At 59.9% G+C, this 21,821-nt stretch carries 13 protein-coding genes; 8 read left to right on the forward strand and 5 right to left on the reverse strand.

The window, feature by feature from the left end; translation table 11 throughout:
• Window positions 1-55: 55 nt before the first annotated feature.
• The 7 genes from EZI54_RS18665 (at window position 56) to EZI54_RS18695 (ending at window position 11,519) form a co-directional block, all read left to right on the forward strand.
• Window positions 56-871: a lysophospholipid acyltransferase family protein gene (locus EZI54_RS18665; protein ID WP_131483398.1), complete on the forward strand. Its 816-nt coding sequence runs from the start codon at window positions 56-58 to the stop codon at window positions 869-871.
• Window positions 871-1,818: an SDR family oxidoreductase gene (locus EZI54_RS18670; RefSeq protein WP_131483399.1), complete on the forward strand. Its 948-nt coding sequence runs from the start codon at window positions 871-873 to the stop codon at window positions 1,816-1,818. The genes EZI54_RS18665 and EZI54_RS18670 overlap by 1 nt, the downstream gene beginning before the upstream one ends.
• 187 nt (window positions 1,819-2,005) lie before the next feature.
• Entirely contained in the window at window positions 2,006-4,120 is a 2,115-nt protein-coding gene (prsK, locus tag EZI54_RS18675) for an XrtA/PEP-CTERM system histidine kinase PrsK (RefSeq protein WP_131483400.1), read from the forward strand.
• A 236-nt stretch (window positions 4,121-4,356) separates the two neighbouring features.
• A complete protein-coding gene (gene prsR, locus EZI54_RS18680) occupies window positions 4,357-5,733 on the forward strand; it encodes a PEP-CTERM-box response regulator transcription factor (protein ID WP_278248733.1) in 1,377 nt (458 codons plus the stop codon).
• A gap of 53 nt (window positions 5,734-5,786) precedes the next feature.
• Window positions 5,787-8,474: a tetratricopeptide repeat protein gene (locus tag EZI54_RS18685; protein WP_131483402.1), complete on the forward strand. Its 2,688-nt coding sequence runs from the start codon at window positions 5,787-5,789 to the stop codon at window positions 8,472-8,474.
• A 146-nt stretch (window positions 8,475-8,620) separates the two neighbouring features.
• Window positions 8,621-9,310: a PEP-CTERM sorting domain-containing protein gene (locus EZI54_RS18690; RefSeq protein ID WP_165495803.1), complete on the forward strand. Its 690-nt coding sequence runs from the start codon at window positions 8,621-8,623 to the stop codon at window positions 9,308-9,310.
• 235 nt (window positions 9,311-9,545) lie between these two features.
• Complete coding sequence (locus EZI54_RS18695) at window positions 9,546-11,519, forward strand: PA14 domain-containing protein (protein WP_131483404.1); 1,974 nt, start codon at window positions 9,546-9,548, stop codon at window positions 11,517-11,519.
• Between the two features lie 6 nt (window positions 11,520-11,525).
• Here EZI54_RS18695 and xrt read toward each other — a convergent pair whose 3' ends face one another.
• Both xrt and EZI54_RS18705 read right to left on the reverse strand, forming a co-directional pair.
• A complete protein-coding gene (xrt, locus tag EZI54_RS18700; RefSeq protein WP_131483405.1) occupies window positions 11,526-13,082 on the reverse strand; it encodes an exosortase in 1,557 nt (518 codons plus the stop codon).
• A 76-nt stretch (window positions 13,083-13,158) separates the two neighbouring features.
• A complete protein-coding gene (locus EZI54_RS18705; protein ID WP_131483406.1) occupies window positions 13,159-14,139 on the reverse strand; it encodes a GNAT family N-acetyltransferase in 981 nt (326 codons plus the stop codon).
• A 298-nt stretch (window positions 14,140-14,437) separates the two neighbouring features.
• Between EZI54_RS18705 and EZI54_RS18710 the strand changes: the two genes are divergently transcribed.
• Complete coding sequence (locus EZI54_RS18710; RefSeq protein WP_165495804.1) at window positions 14,438-18,874, forward strand: Kelch repeat-containing protein; 4,437 nt, start codon at window positions 14,438-14,440, stop codon at window positions 18,872-18,874.
• Here EZI54_RS18710 and EZI54_RS18715 read toward each other — a convergent pair.
• The 3 genes from EZI54_RS18715 to EZI54_RS24500 form a co-directional block, all read right to left on the reverse strand.
• The gene (locus tag EZI54_RS18715) at window positions 18,871-19,278 is read right to left on the reverse strand and encodes a hypothetical protein (protein WP_131483408.1); all 408 of its coding nucleotides are present in this window, start codon (window positions 19,276-19,278) and stop codon (window positions 18,871-18,873) included. The genes EZI54_RS18710 and EZI54_RS18715 overlap by 4 nt on opposite strands.
• Window positions 19,279-19,308: 30 nt before the next feature.
• Window positions 19,309-20,379: a hypothetical protein gene (locus EZI54_RS18720; RefSeq protein WP_131483409.1), complete on the reverse strand. Its 1,071-nt coding sequence runs from the start codon at window positions 20,377-20,379 to the stop codon at window positions 19,309-19,311.
• Window positions 20,376-21,821 (reverse strand): hypothetical protein (locus tag EZI54_RS24500; RefSeq protein WP_207389273.1); only part of this gene is annotated, 1,446 nt, incomplete at its 5' end. The genes EZI54_RS24500 and EZI54_RS18720, both read right to left, overlap by 4 nt.

Here is a 21,821-nt window from a genome sequence, read left to right on the forward strand (position 1 = left end):
GTATCCTGCACGTCGACACAGAGCAGACAATGACCCCATCAATCGGGAAGCGCTGATGAGCCTGAGATCCTTCATCAAGGAAAAAGTCGTTCCGCAATCGCTGGAAGACCAGATCAACCGGATTCGCAAACCGCTGGGATCCCTGGGCTATGACCCCTGGGGCTACAACAACGATTCGCTGAAGATCGGTTTTTCGCTGGCCCGACAGATTTACGAGAAGTATTTCCGGGTCGTTGCCGACGGCGTGGAAAACGTGCCGGATGAGGGGCCGGTGCTGCTGATTGCCAACCACAGTGGCCAACTGCCGATCGATGGCCTGCTGATCGGTGTCGCCGTGGCCTCCCGGCCGAAGAACCCACGCCTGCCCCGCGCCATGATCGAGCGTTTCTTTCCGACCGTTCCCTACCTGGGCAACATGCTGAACCAGATCGGCGCGGTGCTGGGCGACCCGGTCAACTGCGCCAAGATGCTGGCCAACAACGAAGCCATTATCGTGTTCCCGGAAGGGATCCGCGGCTCCGGCAAACTCTACAGCGACCGCTATCAACTCAAGCGGTTCGGCAACGGCTTCATGCGCCTGGCGATGCAGTACAACGCCACCATCGTGCCGGTGGGCGTGGTGGGTTGCGAGGAAACCATCCCGGCAGTGGCCAACATACGGCCGCTGGCAAAGGCCCTGGGGCTGCCCTATGTCCCGCTGGCCGTGCCGTTCGTCTTCCCGGCCAAGGTCTACCTCAAATTCGGTAAGCCCATGCACTTCGACAATGCCGATATACCGGAAGAAAAGGTCACCGAGCGGGTCGAGGTGGTCAAGGCCGAGATCAACGAGTTGATCAACCAGGGATTGAGCGAAAGGAAAAGGCTGTTCTGATGACGAACGAACGTAAACCGCAAATCCTGGTCACCGGAGCCGCGGGCGCCCTGGCCCAGCAGGTCATCAACCGCCTGCGCGACAACTACCAGCTGGTGGCCGTCGACTTCCGGGAGCAGGTCTATCTCGGTGACGACATCCCCAGCTACTGCATCGACTTCAACAAACGGGTCTTCGAGGACCTGTTCCGCCGCTTCCAATTCGAGGGCATCATCCACCTGGGCCGCATCATGTCCAGCCAGGAAACCCGCATGCGGCGCTACAACGCCAACGTCCTGGGCAGCCAGAAGCTGCTGAACCTGGCCCATAAGTACGGCATCCGCCGGGTCATCGTACTTTCCACCTACCATGTCTACGGCGCCAGCGCCTATAACCCCGCGCTGATCGACGAACAGGCGCCGCTCAAGGGGGTCGGCCTGAGCATGGACCTGGTCGACTCCATCGAGCTGGAGAACCTGGCCAACATCTATCTGTGGCGCTATCCGGACCTGAACATTACGGTGCTGCGACCCTGCAACATCGTCGGCCCCGGCGTGCGCAACTCGATCAGCACGCTGCTGGCCAGCCGGCGTGCGCCAGTCCTTGCCGGTTTTTCGCCAATGATGCAGTTCATCCACATCGATGACATGGCCGACGCCATCGTCCTGGCCTATCGCAATACGGTCCGGGGCGTATTCAACGTCGCGCCGGACGACTGGATCGCCTATCAGCATGCCCTTCAGCTCAGCGGCTGCACACGTGTGCCGATCCCCTCCATTCCGCCGGTCCTGCCCCGGACCATTGCACGGCTGCTGAAGATGAAAAGCTTCCCGTCGTACCTGATGAGTTTCTTCAAGTACCCGGTGGTTATCGACGGGCGCACCTTCCGCGACACGTTCGGGTTCAAACCCAAGCGGCCACTCAAGGAGATCTTCCGCTATTACCGGGAGAACAAGCACCCGGTCTAGCGTCCTTGTCGTATCCGCTGTCCACAAACGGGGCGCCTGAAAACCTGACGTTCAGGCGTTCCGGACCGCAGACTGTGTGCATCCGCGACAGGATTGCTTTTATACTAGTCGAAAAACCGGCGCGACATCCCGTGTCATCGCGCCATTGTGCTTGGTCAGAGGCTCCTATACTCAAAGGATGAGTCCCATGAGCATCGACTTCAGTCTGGTGAGCCATTCCGCAGCGGCACTCGCCTACGCGGCCCTGGCCATCCTGGTCGGATCCAAATACCTGAGGCGCCACACGGATCGTGCGCTTATGCTGGCCGCTATGGTCTCGACCATATGGGCCACTTCCCTCGTGGGCCAGATGATCTGGAACCAGCCTCCTTTCTTTATCCGTTATCTGCTTGAACTGCTTCGTGACGCGGCCTGGGTTGCCGTGCTGTTTGCCCTGATCCGGGACAGCAAGCGGTCCGGGCAGATGGCGACCAAGCTGCGCAGGGTCCTGGGCCCCGCCATCGGCCTGCTGATTCTGACGCTGCTGACCTGCGGCGCACTCGAATACGCCCTGGGCTGGCAATTACTGGACGGCAAGACCAAGGTCATCGGCCAGATTGCCCTGTCACTGCTGGGCGTCTGCCTGATCGAACAGATCTGGCGCAATTCCCTATCCTTTGGCCGTTCGAGCATGAAGTACCTGTGCATCGGTATCGGCGGCATCTTCGTCTATGACTTTTTCATGTACTCCGATGCCCTGCTCTTCGGCCAGCTATCGGACTCCTTCTGGAGTGCCCGCGGCGCCGCCAATGCCTTCCTGGCGCCCCTGTTTGCCGTTAACGTGATCAACACCCGCAAACAGCCGGTGGATTTCCAGCTCTCCCGCAACGCAGTCTTCCATGCCGGTGCCATTGCCGTTGCCGGCGCCTACCTGCTTTTCGTCGCCATCGGCGGATACTACGTCAGGGCCCTCGGCGGCGACTGGGGCGAAGCCCTGCAGGTTCTCTTCCTGACCATCTTCCTGGTGCTGTTTGTCGCCCTGTTGAGCTCCAGCCGGTTCCGGGCCCGCCTGATGATTTTCATCAGCCAGAACTTCTTCGACTATAAGTACGACTACCGGGAAGAATGGCTGAAAATGACGCAGATCTTCGCCAACCTGGCGGAGGATCCTCCACTCCCCGAGCGTGTGGTCCGCATCATGGCGGACCTGGTGGAGAGCAATTCCGGCGCGCTCTGGATTCGTGACGAGGACAGCAACTACATCCTATACAATACGGTCAACCTGACGCCACCGCGCCACACCATGATCGACCGGGACGCCAACATCATCAACTTCTTCAAGGAGAAGGAGTGGATCGTCGATCTGTCCGAATACCAGGTCGATCCCATACGCTACGAACTGCTGGAAATACCGGACGAGATCCTCAAGTTCCCCGATGGCTGGCTGGTCATCCCGTTGTACCTTGGCGACGAGCTCTACGGCATCTGCCTGGTCGGCTCCCCTTATGCCAAAGTGGAGCTCAACTGGGAGAACTTCGACCTGATTCGCGTCGTGGCCCGCCAGACCTGTAACGTGCTGGCCCAGGCCGACGCCCAGAACCGGCTGTCCCGGGCCATGCAGTTCGAGGCCGTGTCGAAGGCATCGGCGTTCCTGGTCCACGACCTGAAAACGATGATTGCCCAGCTCTCATTACTGGTCAAAAACGCGGAACGCCATCGGCACAATCCCGAATTCATCGACGACATGATTCGTACGACCGAGCATGCCGTCACCAAGCTGTCCGGCCTGGTGGACCATATCCGCAAACCGACCATCAACGAGATGCCCGTCCGCCCGATCGAACTGGGAGCCATGCTGTCAGAGCTGGTGCATCACCATACCCGGGCCGAACCGAACCCGGTTTTCCACGCCGCCGACGAACAGATCTGGGTCCGTGCCGATCCGGAGCAGCTGCGCAGCGTCATTGGCCACCTGATCCAGAACGCTCAGGACGCAACCTCTCCGACCGGTGAAGTCACGCTGAACATGAAGAAAAGCGCGGATCATGTGGTGATCTTTATCCAGGACACCGGTGCCGGCATGAACGAGGACTTCATCAAGATGAAGCTGTTCAAGCCATTCGAGAGCACGAAGGGGCTGGCCGGCATGGGCATTGGCGCCTACCAGGCGCGGGAATACGTCCGTCAGATCGGCGGCAATATCGACGTCACCAGCGAACCGGGCTTGGGCTCCTGCTTCTCGGTGAGACTGCCGCTGGGGAAGCCCGAAGCCCGGCGCGGCGATATCGATGAGCCACCCCAGCCAATCGCAGAGAATGCGTGAAACCGATCTATCAACGGGCAGACGTTAAATGTTTGTCAAATTTTCATCGAATTCAAAAAGGCGCAATGCATTACAGTTGATTTCCGTCAAAATACAGCCAGAATCGATGTTACAGTATGTTAACAAGTGAGTCCCAGACTGACTGCCTATACCAACAAGAAGCGTCTCGTACGGTGTTCAGGGTTGATTACCCGACGCCCTATGTCACTGACCAGAAAAAAGGATTTGGTTCTGTCGTGAATAAGCGTCTTTTGATTGTCGAAGATGATCCTGGCCTGCAAAGCCAGATGCGCTGGTGCTTCACGGACGATGTTGAAGTCGTCGTGGCCAGTGATCGTGGTGCGGCCCTTACCGCCCTGCGCCGGTTCGAGCCCCAGGTCGTGACCCTGGATCTCGGCCTGCCTCCGGACCCGGGTGGCGCCAAGGAAGGGTTTGCGCTGCTGGATGACATCGTCCGCCTGTCGCCGGCCACCAAGGTTGTTGTCGTCACCGGCCGCGAGGACCGGGAGAACGCCGTACGCGCGATTGGCATGGGAGCCAGCGACTACTACCAGAAACCGCTGGATGCGGACATCCTCACCTTTGTGGTCAACCGCGCGTTCCGCCTGGCCGAACTCGAACAGGAAAACCGCGAGCTGAGCCAGAACCGCAACGGCACCACCATCAAGGGCATCGTGGCCGCCAGCCCACAGATGCTTTCCCTGTGCCGGATGGTCGAGAAGGTCGCGCCGGCTGACGTCACGACCCTCATCATTGGAGAAACCGGTACCGGCAAGGAGCTGCTGGCCCGGGCCATCCACGACATGAGCCATCGCGCCGACCACACCTTTGCCGCCATCAACTGTGCCGCCATACCGGAAAACCTGCTGGAAAGCGAACTGTTCGGCTTCGAGAAAGGCGCCTTTACCGGCGCCACCCAGAGCAAGAAGGGCAAGATCGAGATGGCCAACGGCGGCACGCTGTTCCTGGACGAGATCGGCGACATGCCGATGCCGTTACAGGCCAAGCTGCTGCGTTTCCTGCAGGAGCGGGTGATCGATCGCGTGGGCGCGGTCAACCCGGTCCATGTGGATGTCCGGGTGGTCTGCGCCACCCACCGTAATGTGGAAGAGCTCGTGTCCACCGGCGCGTTCCGCGAGGATCTCTACTACCGGATCAGCGAGATCACCCTGGACGTACCGGCCGTGCGGGAGCGGGACGGCGACGCCATCGTTATTGCCCAGTCGCTGCTCAAGTCCCTGGGGCGCCAGCTCGACCGCCCCAACCTGGGATTCTCCGAAGATGCGATCCTGGCCATTCAGGGCTACAGCTGGCCCGGGAACGTGCGGGAAATGATCAACAAGATCAAGCGGGCCATCATCATGGCCGAGGGCAAGCGCGTGTCCGCCAGCGACCTGCAGCTGCGCTGCGACGATTTCGTCCATGACGGCAACGTACTCAACCTGCGCCAAGTACGTGAGGACGCGGAACGCGCGGCCATAAACCACGCGCTGAAGACCAGCAACTTCAATATGGCGCAAGCCGCCCGGCTGCTGGGCATTACCCGACCAACGCTGTACAACCTGACGGACAAGTACAAAATCGAGACGTCGCCCGCTGTATCCGGTGCCTGACCGGCACATGCGGCAGTAAGGACGCCCCGTATCTGGATGACAAGGACCTGACAATGAAGTGGAAGACGCTGTTTCGTATTACCCTGCTGGCCGTAGCCTTTACTTCCCTGCTGACCGGGTGTGGTGACGACAAGGAGGAAATGAGCCAACAGGAACTGCAGTACCTTAGCCATCTGGACCAGTCCCGTTTCTTCCAGCGCCAGGGCGAACTGAAGGCCAGCACCCTGGAAGCCCGCAGCGCCATCGACCTCAACCCGAAAAAGGTCGACCCCTATTTCGTCATCATCGATAACCTGATCACCGCCGGCGATGCTGTCTCGGCCGCCCGCCAGGTCAAGGAGATCGAGAAGCGGCTGCAGGAGAAAGGAACCACCGATGACATCCACAACCGGATCCAGCTCATCCTGGCCAGGACCTACCTCATGCGCCAGGACACGGAAGCCGCACTGGACGCCCTGGACAAGCTGAAGTCACCGGATCGCACCCAGCAGGTCCGGGCCGACCTGCTGCGTGGGGATATCCTGCTGGCGGCCAAGCAATACCAGCAGGCGGAATCCGCCTACCAGAAGGCGCTGGATAGCGACGCCACCTCGACGCTGGCGCTGATCGGGTTGTCCCGCGTGGCCCAGGCCCAGGGCAACACCGAGCTCGCCCGGCAGAAGATCAAGCAGGCTGAGGACGAGGATGCCAACGATCCCGAACTGTGGCTCTGGAAGGCCCAACTGGCCCAGCAGCAGAAACAGTGGAGGAAGTCCGAGGAAGCCTACATTCGCGCCCTGGAGGACATTGGCAAGTACGACATCATGACGTACCGGAAGTACACCACGATTTCGTCACTGGTGGATGTCCTGCGTGAGGAAGGCAAATCGTCAGAAGCCTTCGTCTACGAGGAAATCCTCGCCAAGTCGGCTCCCGGCACCGTCAAGAGCAATTTCGAGGCGGCCCAGGAAGCCTACCGGAAAGGCGATCTTGAGAAAGCGGCCCGTTACCTCAATGAAGTGCTCAAACAGGCACCGAGTCACGTCCAGAGCTCCATCATGCTGGGCCTGATCCGCTTCCAGCAGGGCCGCGTCGAAGAGGCGCAGGAACTGCTCGAACCCATCAGCCAGATCCAGGACTCCCCGGCCGCCAGCAAGCTGTTGGCGGCCACACAGTTGCGCCTGCAACGGCCGGATGAAGCCCGCAAGCTGCTGGAAAACCTGGACGACAAACAGTCCGATCCCGGCGTCCTGGCCCTGATCGGCATTGCCCACCTGGCCAGCGGCGACGATGAGGCCGGACGCACCTACATCGAGAAAGCCCTCCAGCTCGACCCGGGCAACGACGACCTCCGCCTGCGCTACGCCAACTACCTGGTGGAACAGGGCGACACGGAGGCGGCCATCAAGCAGGCCAGCCAGGTGATGGACGCCCATCCGGACAATGACCAGGCACGCCGCATGATCATCAACGCCTATGTGCGGGGCGGCGACACCCAGGCGGCCGAGGAGTCGGCCAGTGCCTGGGTCAAGGAGCAGCCGAAAAATATCAGTGCCCTGCTCGTCAGCGGCAGTCTGGCCGCCCGTGCCGACGATGCCTCACAGGCAAGACAGTATTACAGGCAGGCCCTGGAACTGTCGGACACCGATCCACGGGCCAACAACGCGCTGGGAGCCCTGGCAGCAAGCCAGGACAACACCGAGGAAGCCATCCGCCAGTTCAGGACGGCCATCGACAAGGCCCCGGATAATCGTCCGGCGATCCAGGGGCTGGCCCAGGTCACCTCACCGGATCAGTTGCAGACCTACCTGGAAAAGGTCACGAAGGACCATCCCGATGCCCTGGCCCCCAAGCTCGCCCTGCTGGAACTGGCGTTGCGGGCGAACAACATCAACCGGGCCGATGAGCTCTCCGCGGCCCTGCTCGAACCGGTCAGCGAAACCGAGTTGTCCCCCCATACCGGCAGCGTGGCTGATGTCTACAGCGCCGTCGCCGGGAGCAAGCTCAAGGCCAACAACAAGGACGCGGCCCTCGCCATCATGAAACGGGCGCAGGTCCTGTTCCCGGATAATGAAGCCATCGCCCTGCAGACGGCACAGGTCTACTTTGAAATGGATAATGAGAAGGCGGCCAGGGACATCCTTCAGGAGGTCCGCCTGAAGCATCCCGACTCCGCCCAGCCATACCTCGTCGAGGCCGCTCATGAAAAGGGCAAGGAGCGCTTTGGCAAGGCCGCGGATCTCTATGAACTGGCCCTGGCGAAGGACAGCTCGCCGCAGCTCACCCTGCTCTTTGTGGATGCGCTCGAGCAAAGCCAGCAGGCCATGCGCGCCATCAAGGCACTTGAAAACGGCCTGGAAGACCATCCTGGCAACGAGACGCTGCAGATGCGGCTTGCCATGGCCTACCAGACGAGCGGCGACGCCCAGAAAGCGATGGACGCCTACCAGACGGTCCTGAAATCGTCGCCCCAAAACGTCGTCGCGCTGAACAACCTGGCCTGGCTGTATCACGAGTCCGGTAAACAGGATGCCCGCCAGCTTGCCGAAAAAGCTTACAGCCTCAAACCCGATTCCGCCGCCGTGGCCGATACCTACGGCTGGATCCTGTTCCAGCAGGGAGACCACAGCCAGAGCCTGCCGGTGCTGGAAAAAGCCTACAAACTCTCACCGCAAACCCCTGAAATTGCGCAGCATCTTGCCGAGGCCTACAAGTCGACCGGACGGCCGGACGAAGCCGAGAAGATACTGTCCAAGCTCTAGTGACGTGTTACGCGACCTGTCGGACCGTTTTACAACACGGTTCGGCAGGCGTCGCGTAAGCGCTTGACTGTGAAGCCTATCCAACCAATGGCACGTATATGGCAAGCCTTTGCTTCCCCAAGCAGTTGGCAGGAGGAGGCTCCGCCATGCGTATCCCAACCAATGGATTGGCACTTGCTCTATCACTGGGGTTGTTCTCGGTAAGCGCGAGTGCAACGGTTATTTCAGCCACCGAGATTGCTTCAGGCTATGGTGGCGGCCTGACCTTCACCGCGACCGGCGGAGAGCTCGGTACCAAAACCGAACACGGTGTGACAGCGGCCGGCGTCGGCGTTGCGGGTGATTCCGGAACCAACGAAATAGGCCTGCGTGAAAGCCTGACCGCCAGTTCCTCATCGGGCTTCGTCCTGGGCGGTTTCTCACTGGCGTTTCTGTACGATGGCCCGGAGTTCGGTGACGTCGAGGAAGTTGCCCGGATTACCGCCACGTTCCTGGATGGCAGCTCCAGCGTCGCCGTACTGAAGAACGTGTATCTCAATCCCGGCGATGACTTCCTGACCCTGACCGTCGACGGCGTGTCCGGACTGTCTCCCCTGGGTGCGAGTACCGCCGTATTCGGATCACCGGGCACAGTGGATGTCGGCGCCATTTTCGGTAAGAACCTGATCGGCTCCCTGACATTCGACGCCCTCTACTCGAACACGTGCGGCGCCGGAAAGTGCAATAACCAGAGCGACTTCTCGATCCTGCAAATCATCTCTGTGCCGGAACCGGCCAGCTTTGCGCTGTTCCTTCTCGGGCTGGGAGGCCTTCTCTCCGTCCGGCGACGTTGCTGAGGAACCCTCCCCAACACGCCCAAAACCTGCCCGCCAATCGCGGGCATCGACCTCTGTTGCCGGGCAATTTTTTGCTCATTGTTTAAACGAATAACGTACCCCCCTAAAGATCAAAAGATTCCTAAAGTCACGTGGCAGGGCGATCCGGCGGGAACGATACTTTGGGTGACTGCCCCCAAATGCCTGTACTGCATCGACATGATACCGACGCAGTACGATATTCAGGTGACGACTTATGCATAACGCCAAGGTTTTGCTGATAGGTAGCACCATCGCATTTATCCATGGTTGTCAGATGTGGCCGTCCCAGGTGGAGCAACTGCCACCGACGGCGGCGCTGCCAGCGACCAGTGAACCGGGGAAAGTGCAGTTCCGGATCTGGACCGGTATTACAGGCTCTGACGTATCCGACCTGACGAGTATCGATGCCTACCCGGATAACCCGAACACCGTTAACGAACTGACATCCCTTGATAACCCGGGCGGGCTGGGCAACTACTACGGCAGCCTGGTGCGTGGCTATATCGTCCCGCCCACCAGCGGTGAATACACGTTTTACGTCTCCGGCGACGACGAGACCCAGTTCCTGTTCAGCACGGACGAGTCCGCGTCCAATGCCCAGGTCATTGCCTCCGTGCCGAGCTACTCATCGCCATACAACTACACAAAGTACAGCTCCCAGACCTCCGGCACCCAGACCCTGGAAGCCAATAAGCGCTATTACTTCGAGATCCGACACAAACAGGGCTCGGGCGGCGAGCACTTCGCTGTAGCCTGGCAGGGGCCGGGCATCTCCCAGCAGGTGATTTCCGGCGATTACCTCTACAGCGAAGGGCAATCCGGCAACTACGACAACGTGTCCACCACGGAAGCCTATTCACTCGGTTACCGGGTCGGCTACTTCGACTCGACCCAGGGGCTCGCGTTCAATACCGATTACCCGCCGCTCGACAACGACCGTGATGGTCTCTACGACAACTGGGAAACCGTCAACGGGCTGGATCCATCCAACTCGAACGACGCCGACACCGATCCCGATGGCGACTTCCTCACGGCGGCCGACGAATTCCTGATCGGAACCAAGGAGAACAACGCCGATACCGATGGCGACGGGATTCCCGACGGCCAGGAGTTCGCCTACAACCTGAACCCGCTGAATGGCAGCGACGCTGCCCGCGATGCGGACGGCGACGGCTACACCAACCTCCAGGAATACCAGGCCGGTACCGACCCGAATAACAGCGATGACGTGCCGCAGGAGACCGGCGGCGGCTCATCCGCCACAACAACCAGCGGCTTCGTGGGGCAATACTTCAGCGGCATGGCGTTCGACGATTTCGTCGCCACCCGGCAGGATGCCACGGTGGATTTCAACTGGGGATCGGGTTCTCCGATGACCGGTATCGGCAATGACAAATTCAGTGCCCGCTGGACCGGTACCTTTACCGCTCCGCACAGCAGCGGTAACCGAGACTACACCTTCAACCTCAGCACCGACGACGGCACCCGGCTCTACATCAATGGCGACCGTGTGATTAACGACTGGTCGAATCACGCCACCGAGACGTTCTCGTACACCCGGAGCATGCAGGCGGGCGAATCCGCCAATATCAACATCGAGTACTATGAAAATTCCGGTGACGCGGTAGCGCAGTTCTCCATCGTCGACCAATCCAGCGGCAACACCGTTGCCCAGGAAAGCACGATCACGGTACCCGATCCGGATATGGCCAGCACCCAGGATACGGATTCCGATGGCATTCCGGATACCTGGGAGCTCAGCTACGGGCTGAACCCCTGGGTCAATGACGCCTCACAGGTCAACAACAGCAGCGGCGTCACCAATCTCGACGCCTACCAGAGCGAACTGGACCCCTGGACACTGGAATCCACCTCGACCAGTTCAGGCAGTACAGAGCCCGAACCGACAGCGCCGCCAACGACCACCGGCAACGTGACGCTGTCCTGGACGGCGCCCTCCACCCGTCTGGATGGCTCCTCCATCGCCCTGAGCGAGATCGACCACTACGTCATCAGTTACGGTCAGCAGTCCGGCAACCTTGGGCAGACCCAGGACGTCGATGCCGGGACGACCAGCTACACGTTCGACGGACTCGCAACCGGTACCTGGTACTTCACCGTGCAGACCGTGGACACGGACGGCCTGATCAGCCCGCCCTCCGACGAGGTGTCACAGGAGGTTCAGTAATACGGATCAGTCCCGCTTGAGATAGACCCCGTCGAGATACCGTTGCGCCCGGCTCCGAATGTCGGGCGCAATGGTTTCCAGGTCCGCCTGCCCGTCACAGTCATCACACCGGACAGCCACAACCAGTAACGACGCATCGGTGCGCCGGTTGAGGGCCCCGGGCAGTTGGGCCAGCTTGGCCTGCAGTTCGTTGGTTTCCCAGCGCCCCTCCACGTAGTAGGCGTAGGCCAGGTAGATCGGCGTGGCGTCGTCGTGGGCCGAGATGGTCACGCCGGACATGATCGGTTCCGCCCCACCGACGTCAAAGGCCTGACTCGGCACGAACCCCTCGCCGTCGTATAGGCGATTGCCGTACTGGACGACCTCCCCACCCTGACGCTGATGGTCGTAGCTGTAGAGGCCGACGAAATAGTGGGGCGCCTGCTGCCGGCCATCCTCGTCAATCGTTCCGCGCTGGACGTAGGTCTGCTCGAAGGACCGGTCCGGCCGCTCGACGATGGGATGCCAACGGGCCAGACCGCTGCCGAACAATGGCAGCCATTGCGACGAGTCAAAAACCTCCAGCCCACGATATTGAACGTGCGTGGCCATATTGCCGGCTTTGGATATGGTGCCCGGCCAGAACGCGATCGCCAGCAGCATCAACGGTACGGCCGACGTCGATAACCCGGCCAGCGCCGAAGCCCGTCCGGACTTCGACGCGTCCGCGTCGGGCCCGGCGGGTTTTGCGGCGGCCCCCTCCCGCTTTTCCAGCCAGCGCGCGAAGACGAACAACGGCACCAGGGTCGCGGCAAACACCCACCAGCCAAACGTATCGTGATGATTCACCAGTGATGAGGTCATCCTGGTGGCGTAGCCGGTGTGGATGATGACGAAAACCCTCACCCAGTTCGCCACCAGGGCGAGAAAGACGCCCACGGCAATCAGGGTCACCCGGGCCCTCAGTGTCACCAGATTGAGTTCGCTGTAGAGGAACGTCAGCGTCAGGCCCACCAGCAGGTAGCGCAGACCGGAGCAACCGTGGGCGATCTCGAAGGCGCCGATCCCGGGGAAATAGACAAACACACCCTCGACGACAAAGTTGATCCCCAACTGCGACAGGAAGAACTGGTTGACCGCCACGGTGATCAATTGCAGGTACCACGCCAGGTAATCCCAGAACGGAATCGCGAAGACGATCAGACCAATCGGGATCAGGAACGGGATGGTCTGGCGCCAGCCCCACTGCACGAGCAAACCTGAAAACAGGATCGGCAGGAGCATCACCTGCTGGAGCGCTTCAACCCGGAGCAATCCGCCAATCCCGTAGAGGATGGCGGAAAGGACGAGCGGCACCAGCCAGGGCCAGTAGAAGCCGGCCACCGGCCGAACCCGCCGCAACTTCTGGAAGGTCAGGTAGAGGCAGACCAACAGCAGGATGATGCCGTGGGAATAGGCCTCGTCCCACTTGACCCACCGCTCGGCAATGCCGGCCAGGATCGGGTACGTCCCTGCGATGAAGGCCCCGAGAAACACCAGGGGAGACCAGATACTGATACGTGACACCGCGTTCCCTCGATCCATGTTCGACGTCCCAACCTATTGCGCTTTCAAACCCACGTGCGATACCGCGTTGTCTCGCGGACCCAACCGATTATCTTTAATCTGCCTTCACCCGGTAAAGCCACTTGTAAAAGGCCGACCGGACCAGCATGACGGACACCAGCGGCACATGCCCTGTCGCGATGTGCTGCTTGTAATTGCTGTTCTTGCCCTGCCCCGCCAACAGATCGAACAGGGCGGTGCCGGGCTCCCTGAAAGCATCCTCGATGGCGTAGCCCAGATGCAATGACCCGAGCGCCACCTTCCGGTGAAAATTCTCGACGAAACCGGACTGGAGGTTATAGGTGCGCCCCTCAAAGCGGACGTTGTAAAGGACCGAGACCGGCTCCCCGTTCACCCTCAGCAAGGACAGCTCCGGAGCCCCGCCTTCCGCCGCGAGGCCATCGAGGAAACGACGATGGAACCGGAGGCTGTCGCGCCCGAAACAGGGGCTGCCCCAGCGGTCGACGTGAAAATCATTCAAGCATTCAAAAAAAACGGCCGGATCCGCCTCCCAGGCGTTCGTGATCGAAAGATCGCCCAGGGATTCCAGCACCTTGCGCCGATTGAAGAAACGAAGACGGGTATTGCGGCCCAGGCCAGCGACATAATCCTCGAAATCACCCGAGGTGTCGACGTGGTAGGCCGCATCGCTGGCTACCTCGCGCCATGCCAGGCCCCTTTCCTGTGCCAGTCGCTGCAATGCCTGATGGTCGGCGGCGTCCTGGACGATGTCCCTGAAAACCGCTTCGGACCACGGAAAATCCATCAACGAGGCATAGTCACCCGGGATTCCGCCGGCGGCGTCCTGACCGGAGCCAGCCAGACCATTGTATTCGGTCCGCGGGGTGGAGAGACGGCGGTAATTCGTCCCGATGAACTGCAGGCAGCGGATCGGCAGGACGCCGCGAAACCGGTACCGGTCGACATACAGACCCGACCCTTTGCCCTGCCCTTCACGGACCAGCCTGAAGCCCGGCGTATTGCCCCACACGGACCACCAGGCATCCTGCCAGGCACGGGTTTGAAAGAGCGTCATAGCGGGTATCCATCCATTCGCATCGAGCCCAGGGAGCCCTCGATCCTTGTCGAAAAAACTTACATGCCTGTCGCCTTTACAGACAGAAAAAGCAGGTTATCACACTGTATTCCTTACCGGATCTCCCCGCCTGGCATTTTATATGCGAATCCGCCCGAGTGGAGTGTCTGCTTTGTCGGGAGGGTTTGTCCTAATGCAACAATTACTCGGCACATTCGCTACAACGTCCGGACATCATACAAGAGCAAACCGGCGTTATCCCTCTATCCAGCTTCTGTTTCGCTGGCTCCTGCTTCTCATGCTGCTGGGCGGTTCCGGCATTGCCGCCGCCGCGCCCTCGCTGCTGGTCAGCACCCATCCGGACCGCTCGGCTGCCACCAGCCTCAGCGGCACGGAACTGACGGATGACGTTTACATCTTCGTCGCGCCTATAGACGGCATAAAACGCGTGGAGTTCTATCTTGACGCGCCACCGCCCTCCACCCTGCTCAAACGGGAAAACATTGCTCCCTTCGATCTTGGCGGAACAGCCGATAATGACCTGGCGCTCCCGTTCAACACCAACAGCATTGCCGACGGCCAGCACACACTTTACGCCAAGGTGACCTACACCAGTGGCGCGACGGAAATCCTGTCGGCCGCCTTTACGGTCAACAATGCCGTACCACAGCTGTCCTTCTCGAACGCCAGCTTCAGCTTCCTGGCGACGGAGAACGATACCCAGACCCAGTCCGCCAACGTCTCCCTGGAGACCAACCAGAGTGCCGACGCCGACTTCTCCATCAGTGACAACGCCAACTGGCTCAGCGTCAACCCAACCACCGGCACCACCCCGGATGTCCTGACACTCACCGTGTCGCCCGATGGGCTGGCTCCGGGAACCTACACGGGCATCGTCACAGCAACGGCGGATGGCTTTGCCAGTGATTCAGTCACCGTGGCGCTGGAGATCGTACCCGACGACAGCAGCGTCTACCCCATCGTATACAGCCTGGCGGCCAACCGCAGCGGCGCGACCGGCCTGCAGGGGGCGACCGTGTCCGGGGACATCTACGCCTTCGTGCCGGACAACCAATCCATCACCCGGGTTTACTTCTACATCAACGACCCGCTGAAGACCCGCTCGCCGTCCAAGACCGAAAACCTGCCGCCCTATGACCTGGCCGGCACCACCGCGACAGACCTGGCGATTCCGTTCGACACGACCACGCTGCCCGAAGGCGACAACACACTGACGGCGGTTGTCATCGCCAAGGATGGCAGCACACACGAGACCACCGTTTTCTTTACCGTGTCCAACGAGTCCGCCACCCTGAACTTTGCGCAGACCAGCCTGGCAGGATCACGGCCCGTGGGCAGCACCGATGCCCTGCAGCAGAACGTAAACCTGACCAGCAGTGATGGTTCCGGAGCGCCGTTCACGATCACGTCGAACGCCTCCTGGCTGACATCCACCGCCAACTCCGGAACCACGCCGGCAACCATCACGGTCAAGGCGGCGCCCGATGGCCTGGCCGCCGGCAACTACACCGGCAAACTCACCGCCGATGCCGACGGCTACATTGCCGGTGAACTGGTCTACACACTGACCATCACCGATGACCCGGACACCATCGTGGCCAGCCCGGCCAGCCTGGTATTCTCGGGTACACCGGGCTCTTCGATTGCGGCCCAGACCCTGAACGTGACGCACTCCAACAGTGAGGCCCACGCCTTCAGTGTCAGCACCAATATGCCCTGGCTGCACGCCTCGCCGACCTCCGGCGACACGCCGGATAGCGTTCAGGTGAGTGTCGACAGTGCCGGCATGGCCTCGGGCAGCTACGGCGCCACGCTGACCATTACCGCCAGCGGATTCCCCAACCTGGATGTCCCGGTGACCCTCAACCTGACCAGCAACGACAAGTGCGCCCCGGTGGTCTGCTCCGACGTCAAAGTCGACCTGCCCTACCAGCTCACCTTCACCGAGAGCCAGGGCCACCTGATGGATCGTAATGGTCTCGGCACCGGCTTTACCTGGGTGGACCAGCCCACCGCGGGCACCGGCTATATCCCGGACAACCTGGAAATGGACTTCCTGGACGGCGTGCTGAACCTGACCACCACCTCCGGCATCCAGTACCTGTCCAACAATTCCCAGGACAACGCGCTGGGTGTCGGCTTTGCGGCTCCCAACCAGATCACCCGCATTACCACACAGCTCAAGAACGTGCCCACAGGTACCGGTAACTACGAGCAGGCGGGTCTTTGGTTCGGTACCGATGAAGACAACTACATCAAGCTGGTGATCATTTCCCGGCCGGAAGGCCCGCGCCTGCACTACCTGATGGAACTGGGCGGACTGACCGCCGTCGAGCGCACCGTCTCGGCCGGTGACCTGTATGGTAAAGACATCACCTTCATGATGGTCGTGAACCCGTATACCCGGACCGTCGAAGTCCACTACGCCATCGAAGGCGGCACCACCAACCAGTTGGCGACGCTGTCCCCGCCGGATGAGTTCTTCAGTTTCGACGCCGCCGGTATCGATCCGGAAATCGGTACCCGGAGCTTCGCCGGTATCTTTGCCACCAACCGGGGCAGTTCGACACCGCAGACCTACCAGTTCGATGAATTCACGCTGGAAGTCGGCGGCACTCCGGAATCCCCGTCGTCCAGCCTTGATTTCGTGCGCAAGAACTACAACGTCGACTACCCGACCTCCATGGTCTGGGGCCCCGACAACCGGCTCTACGTGGCCCAACTGTTTGGTTCGGTGGAGGCCCTCACCTTCGATGACGACTTCAACATCATCGACCAGCAGACCATCACCTCCCTGCAGGACGCCATCGGCCCGCGCCTGACGCTCGGCATTACCACCTCGCCGACGTCGACAGCCAGCAATGTCGAATTGTGGCTGGCGCATTCCAGCCCATCGGTCGACAACGGCGAGCCGAACTCCGGCATGGTCAGCCGCCTCTACGGCACCAACTTCTCCCAGGTCCAGCACGTGATCACCGGCCTGCCCAGGGCGAAGGCGAACCACTCCATCAACTCGATCCACTTTGGCGCGGACAACCGGCTGTACATCGCCATGGGCGGCAACACCGGCGCCGGCGCGCCCAATAACTCGAACTCCGAGTTCGGCACCATGCAGGAGCAACCGCTCAGCGCCGCCATCCTGGTGGCCGATGTATTCGCCGCCGGTTTTGATGGCACCTGCGCCAACACCAGCGATATCTTCGGGCCACCGCCCTGCGACGTGCAGACCTACGCCACCGGCCTGCGCAACAGCTACGACTTCGTGTTCCACTCCAACGGCAAAATGTACGCCACCGATAATGGGCTCGGCGTCACCGGTACCTATCCGCCCACGCCAACACCGCCCTGCCTCGGCTTCGGCGATACGGCCAGCTACCTCAATGGTGGCGACAACCCGGGCGTCCAGCCGGACCTGCTGCACCTGGTCAACGAAGGGGACTATTTCGGGCATCCGAACCCGTACCGTGACGAGTGCGTCTTCAAGGACGGCCACTATCAAGGCGTTGCGCCGCTGCCCAACTATGTCGAGCCGTTCTTTAACCTGGGGGATCACAAATCCGCTAACGGCATCATCGAGTACAAGGGCGCCACCGGCTGCGTCGGTGATTTCCTCAACGGGCAGTTGCTGATTGCCGATTACTCCATTGGCGACGACGTTTTCCGCGTCCAGCTGAGTGAGGACGGCAACAGCGTGATCGAAGGCACGCCCCTGATTACCGGGTTCAACGATCCGCTGCCTCTCGCGCAAACGCCAAATGGCGTCATCTTCGTGGGCCAGTTCGGTGGCGACAAGCTCACGTCACTGCAGCCGGTCAGTCTGGGATGCTGGGGCAACGACGCCAACCTGCCGGTCAGCATTCTCGATGCGGCTGGTGCGGCGATCGGCGACAAGATGTACGTCGTCGGCGGCAAGAACAGCAGCGGCCACCTCACCAGCCTCTGGATCTATAACGCCAGCAGCAACAGCTGGAGCCAGGGCGCCAACCTGCCGGGCGTGGGTGTCGAGAACGCCGCCGTCGTCGCCCACAACGGCCAACTGTATGTCTTCGGCGGCTCGACCGAGCCCTTCTCCGGTGCCGTCAGCAATGCCGCCGTCTACAATCCGGGCAGCAACAGCTGGACCAGCCTGCCGGCCATGCCAACGGCCCGCGGTGGCGCGACCGCGCAAGTCATCAACGGCGTGATCTACGTCGTCGGCGGCATGAATGGCAGCGGCGCCTCCCTGGCCACTGTTGAAGCCTATACCCCCGCCAGCGGTACCTGGCAAACTGTCACGCCGCTCCAGACACGGCGTGACAACCCCGGATCGGCCGTCATCAATAACGAGCTTTACGTGTTCGGCGGCCGTATCCGTAATGCGGACGGTTCAACGACCGACCCGACGCTGGTCAGCATGGAGAAATACTCGCCGGCGACCGGCACCTGGACCGGCCAGACACCCATGCCCACAGGACGCCGGGCCATGGCCGTCGGTACCGCCAATGGTCGCATCCAGGTGATCGGAGGCGAGCAGAATCCGGACAGCCCGTCCGGCGTGTTCGAACAGAACGAGGAATACGATCCGGACACCCAGACCTGGCGCAGCCTGGTCAGGATCCCGAGCCCACGCCATGGACCGGCGTCCGCCACCATCAACAACAGCGTGCATGTTGTCGGTGGCGGGCTGTCCACCGGCACCACCTTCAGTACGCTGCATGAGGTGCTGAGTTTCTAGACCCACCACTCGACAAAAAAGGGGCTGATCGTTCGATCGGCCCCTTTTTGATGTTTGTAGTGGTCAACTAATCCCGGACAGTATTTTAAGGTTTTCCTCAGCTGCAACGGGCGGAATGCCATCGTTGAATGTGTGAGGTCGCGGGTCATTAAGCCGTACCGGGTTTTCTCCGCCTCCGGCACCGTAAAGCGCAGTTGCAGGTGGTCCTCATCCTCCGGGATGGTCATGGACCCGATGACCTCTGCCGCGCAGCGCTCCCAGGTCTCCGGGGCCCGCTTGAACATGCCCGACTGGGCCGGCTGCACGTGCCAGGCGGAGACCGACAGGCGACAGGGGGCCGGGGCCCGCAGGCCGAGACGGTTGACCAGGGCCGTGCGCGGCCAGGCCGATATATTCAGGGCCACCGCGTCTGGCTCACTGTCATCGAAGGGGCACTAGATTGGAACTGCCGTCTCGGGCCGCTGCTTCCGGTAAACCTCCATGTCGACTTGCCCCAACTTCGGCGTTAATTGGCAGCGCCGTTGGCCCCAGGGGAATTGCGCCTGGACCCTGGCCAGTTCGGCACCTTCACTTACTTTCCAGGCTTCCAGATCGAGATCTCGCCAATAACGGGGTGGGCGGTTGGTTTTTCGGTCGTACTCGGCCGTAACGGGGTCCAGATGGCGAAACGGCTCGAATCGGGGCATGTCGGGGATTGGCTGTGAGACATCCATAAACCGTTGCAGCATATCCCAAAGTGCAAGAACCTCATGTTTGCTGGCTTCGACGCCGCTGAGCCAGGTTTTGTTGAAAATCTTGCCGGTGTAGCGATGGACAAACATCAGCCGGTAGAAGATACCGCCCCGCTGGACGACCCGCTCGACGTAGGCATCAAACTCGATAAACGGGGCTTCGAAATATCGGCCCTTGCCCAAAGCGAACCTGGCCTGGCCGGTGACGCGATTGAATTCGCTCATGCCGTCGGCGAGGGATTTGTCGACCTTTTTCTGGAGGGATTTCTCAAACGGCTTAAGGAGTAGGCCTATGCCGTTGCTCATAATCCAGTTTGTGGTATTGGCAATTATGTATATCGAAAGAAATATCCAAGAGGCGGAGAAAAGCAGTAGCAAAACGACAAATAGCAACGCAGGAAGCCCCCAAAATTGAGATGCTTCAATAATTCCCCATATGCCTAGGGCTGCTCCTCCGAAGAAAATCGTTGATGCCCAAATAACAGGAATCAACAGCAAAAGGACTTTTAGCCCTTGTTTATTGTTGAGGAAACGTAATTTTTGGTGATTCCATCCCCACCACTCGTCTTTATAGAACTCCGGGTTACCTTTTTCGTTGGTCTGGACATCCTTCACATCAGAAGTAATTTTTTCAAACGGATTGATGCTGGCGTAATCCCCCCATGGTTGCAGCTCTTCGCCAGCCCTTTCTCGTTTATTGCTATCAGGCAAAGGAGGCGTGGATTCTGCATTAAAGGCAGTAGAGGCGTATTCTCCGGTTTTTTCGAGGGTCATACCTCAACCTCGGTGACGAACCAGTACGGGACAGCGTCGTTGGAATACGGGGCCCAAAAGCTCCGCTCCTTGGGGGGTGCCTGTCCGTTAATGTCAGGATTATAAGGAACAAAGGACCCAAGAAGCGGGGTAGGGTACACCATTGTTCCAGCTTCGGAAGCAATGGCGGCTTGAATGCCAACTCTCAAAGTGATTTCTGTTGATTGTTTATAAAATAGACTGTCGTAGGAGCTCTCCTGCAAGTCCCTTTTGACAAGGAAGCGGATGGCGTTCTGGGTTGGCAGAGACTGGCGTGCCGTGATCCGTGTTAGATCTGTCACTTTAGTTTGAGTTACCTGACCAACAGTTCCGACACCTGCTTGACCTGTTTCCATCTGAGCTTCCGTGTAGGCAACTTCCTGAACTACTATGCTGAAAGTGCGCACCGGTTCTCCTGGTCGGCTTTCACCTGCATGGCGTAGTTGGCCAATCAAGGGTGTTGTGAGGGTGACAACGTAGTCATCTGGTTGCGGTGCATAGTTCGGGTTGCTGTGAGTCAGTTCAGGGGCCGGTTCGGCATCGGCGTAGCGCTGTACTCTGGTCTGAACAGGGTTCAGTAGTGTAAGGAGCTGGCCATAGTAATCCACGTCTGAAGGCATAGGATCGTAATTGAGAGGATGATTACCCAACGGGCCATTTTTTAGTAGGCGCTCGAAACTGTCATCTTTAGCATTGTCGGCAAACATTGATCCACCGACAGCCATACTGATACCTAAGATCGCCCAACCCCAACCAGGAATAGCCAGTAATCCGGTCATCACTGGTGCTGCAAGGAAAATGCTGCCGCCCACCATTGCGATGGCATGGCCTTGTGCAGCATCAGTATCACCACGGGACAGACTAAGGCGCATATCCCAGGCGCTGATTCCTACCGTGATAACTCCGCCTGCAAATGAAACGGCGCTAACAGTTCGTACCAGTGTGGGTGCACCAACTTTTAGCAGTCGAGCTCCAACCACGGGAGCACTTTTCATGTCGAACAAAGGGAAGTTTGAAAACCTGTAAAACTTTGACGTAGCCGAGAGATTGTACCCTGATAGGTTCGCTGTAATGATTCTGAGCTTCATTGAAGCGGCAGTCAGATCTACGAAGCCGCCAAATATTTTGGTCGCCGTAATTCCTTGAATTTGTCCTTTGTCATATTGGTGATATGCGACTCTTGACTCCATAAATATATTAAACATCGCCAACGCTACCAAGCTTGCTGAAACCGATGGCCCGTCTACTACTTTTCCGATCCGCTCGGCGAGATCCACTTTAAACAAGCTGAGCTTCCGCGCCTCAGGGTGACCCGAAGGAACAGCAAACACCCAGGCGTCCATCGACACCTGCTTGATCCCTTCCTCAATCGCTTCGGCGGCCTGCCGAGTACTGGTGGAACCGGTAACCTCGCCGCTTTCGTT

It is taken from the genome of Marinobacter halodurans (genome assembly GCF_004327985.1).
In the GTDB taxonomy this organism is placed as follows: Bacteria; Pseudomonadota; Gammaproteobacteria; order Pseudomonadales; family Oleiphilaceae; genus Marinobacter_A; species Marinobacter_A halodurans.

Bases quoted from the DNA above. Each gene is read 5' to 3' on its own strand.
- EZI54_RS18665 (WP_131483398.1), top strand. From the start codon at position 56: ATGAGCCTGAGATCCTTCATCAAGGAAAAAGTCGTTCCGCAATCGCTG.
- EZI54_RS18690 (WP_165495803.1), top strand. From the start codon at position 8,621: ATGCGTATCCCAACCAATGGATTGGCACTTGCTCTATCACTGGGGTTG.
- EZI54_RS18705 (WP_131483406.1), bottom strand. From the start codon at position 14,139: ATGACGCTCTTTCAAACCCGTGCCTGGCAGGATGCCTGGTGGTCCGTG.
- EZI54_RS18710 (WP_165495804.1), top strand. From the start codon at position 14,438: ATGCTGCTGGGCGGTTCCGGCATTGCCGCCGCCGCGCCCTCGCTGCTG.
- EZI54_RS18670 (WP_131483399.1), top strand. From the start codon at position 871: ATGACGAACGAACGTAAACCGCAAATCCTGGTCACCGGAGCCGCGGGC.
- EZI54_RS18685 (WP_131483402.1), top strand. From the start codon at position 5,787: ATGAAGTGGAAGACGCTGTTTCGTATTACCCTGCTGGCCGTAGCCTTT.
- xrt (WP_131483405.1), bottom strand. From the start codon at position 13,082: ATGGATCGAGGGAACGCGGTGTCACGTATCAGTATCTGGTCTCCCCTG.
- EZI54_RS18695 (WP_131483404.1), top strand. From the start codon at position 9,546: ATGCATAACGCCAAGGTTTTGCTGATAGGTAGCACCATCGCATTTATC.
- EZI54_RS18720 (WP_131483409.1), bottom strand. From the start codon at position 20,379: ATGACCCTCGAAAAAACCGGAGAATACGCCTCTACTGCCTTTAATGCA.
- prsK (WP_131483400.1), top strand. From the start codon at position 2,006: ATGAGCATCGACTTCAGTCTGGTGAGCCATTCCGCAGCGGCACTCGCC.